2 protein-coding genes are annotated in these 2,176 nt (G+C 69.3%); both read right to left on the bottom strand.

The annotated features are described in order from the left end of the window. Positions 1-1,556 (bottom strand): acetyl-CoA carboxylase biotin carboxylase subunit (locus CBM2594_RS08615; RefSeq protein WP_116356468.1); only part of this gene is annotated, 1,556 nt, incomplete at its 3' end. A gap of 31 nt (positions 1,557-1,587) precedes the next feature. Beyond that, positions 1,588-2,176 (bottom strand): carboxyl transferase domain-containing protein (locus tag CBM2594_RS08610; protein WP_290367789.1); only part of this gene is annotated, 589 nt, incomplete at its 5' end.

Here is a 2,176-nt window from a genome sequence, read left to right as displayed (position 1 = left end):
CCATAGCCGAAGCGCAGCGTGCGCGACACGCCGCCGTTCAGCCGCCACGCGCCCGCGTGCGTCCACGGCGAGTGCGGGTCGGCGGCATCGATACGCAACTCGCGCGCCTCGCGTTCCAGCAGCGCTGCCACCGCCAGCGCGATCGGTTCCATGCCGACCGGCGCCGGCGGCGGGAACAGGACCGCCTCGTTGCGCTCGATCAGGCCGGTGTCGAGATCGGCGGTACGGAACGCCTCGGACTTCACCAGCCGCTGCAGGAATGCCACGTTGGTCGACAGCCCCACCACGTGATACGCCGCCAGCGCCTGGCGCATGCGCGCCAGCGCCTCGTCGCGGTCCTTGCCCCAGACGATCAGCTTGGCGATCATCGGGTCGTAGAACGGGCTGATGGTGTCGCCCTCGCGCACGCCGGCGTCGATGCGCACGCCGGCCGGGCCATGCGCATCCTCTCCGCGCATGAACTGCACCGCCGGCGGCGTGCGCAGGAAGCGCAGCGTGCCGGTCGACGGCAGGAACTGCTTGTCAGGGTTCTCGGCGTAGATGCGCGCCTCCAGCGCATGGCCGTCGATGCGCAACTGCTCCTGCGCCAGCGGCAGCGGCTCGCCGGCGGCGACGCGCAGCTGCCATTCGACCAGGTCCTGCCCGGTGATCATCTCGGTAACCGGATGCTCGACCTGCAGGCGCGTGTTCATCTCCATGAAGTAGAACGAGCCATCTTGATTGGCGATGAACTCGACCGTGCCGGCGCCGACATAGCCCACGGCCTTGGCCGCGGCCACCGCCGCTTCGCCCATCGCACGGCGGCGCTCCTCGGTCATGCCCGGCGCCGGCGCTTCCTCCAGCACCTTCTGATGGCGGCGCTGCACCGAGCAGTCGCGCTCGAACAGGTAGACGCAGTTGCCGTGGGTGTCGGCAAACACCTGGATCTCGATATGGCGCGGGCGCGTCAGGTACTTCTCGACCAGCACCTTGTCGTCGCCGAAGCTGGCCGACGCCTCGCGCTTGACCGACGCCAGCGCGGCCTCGAAGCCGTCGCCCGACTCGACCACGCGCATGCCCTTGCCGCCGCCGCCCGCGCTGGCCTTGAGCAGCACCGGGTAGCCGATGCGGTCGGCCTCGCGGCGCAGCAGCGCCGGGTCCTGGTCGTCGCCGTGGTAGCCCGGCACCAGCGGCACCGACGCCTGTTCCATCAGCTGCTTGGCCGCGCTCTTGCTGCCCATCGCGTGGATCGCCGACGCCGGCGGGCCGATAAACACCAGCCCCGCCGCGGCGCAGGCCTCGGCGAAGGCCTCGTTCTCGGACAGGAAGCCGTAGCCCGGGTGGATCGCCTGGGCGCCGGTCTCCTTGGCCATCTCGATGATGTGGTCGGCGCGCAGGTAGCTGTCGCGCGCGGCGGCGCCGCCGATATGCACGGCCTCGTCGCAGAAGGCGACGTGGCGCGCCTCGGCGTCGGCATCGGAATACACCGCGACGGTGCGGATGCCCAGCCGGCGGCAGGTGGCGGCCACGCGGCAGGCGATTTCACCGCGGTTGGCGATCAGGATCTTGTTGAACATTGAGCTTCCTAGTCGTTGTGACATGCCACGATTACATGCGGAACACGCCGAACTTCATCTCGTCGATCGGCGCGTTCAGGCTGGCCGACAGCCCCAGCCCCAGCACCGTGCGCGTCTGCGCGGGGTCGATCACGCCGTCGTCCCACAGCCGTGCGCTGGCGTAGTACGGGTGGCCCTGGTGCTCGTACTGGTCGCGGATCGGCTGCTTGAAGGCATCCTCCTCGTCCGCGCTCCACTGCCCGCCCTTCGCTTCGATGCCGTCCCTGCGCACCGTCGCCAGCACGCTCGCGGCCTGCTCGCCGCCCATCACCGAGATGCGCGCGTTCGGCCACATCCACAAAAAGCGCGGCGAATACGCGCGCCCGCACATGCCGTAGTTGCCCGCGCCGAACGAGCCGCCGATGATCACCGTGAACTTCGGCACCTGCGCGGTCGCCACCGCGGTCACCATCTTGGCGCCGTTGCGCGCGATGCCTTCGTTCTCGTACTTGCGCCCGACCATGAAGCCGGTGATGTTCTGCAGGAACACCAGCGGGATCTTGCGCTGGCAGCACAGCTCGATAAAGTGCGCGCCCTTGAGCGCCGACTCCGAGAACAGGATGCCGTTGTTGGCGACGATG

The organism is Cupriavidus taiwanensis, from assembly GCF_900249755.1.
GTDB lineage: Bacteria > Pseudomonadota > Gammaproteobacteria > Burkholderiales > Burkholderiaceae > Cupriavidus > Cupriavidus taiwanensis_D.
Note: the sequence above shows the minus strand (reverse complement) of the source record. Positions and strands in the feature narration are given on the sequence as shown.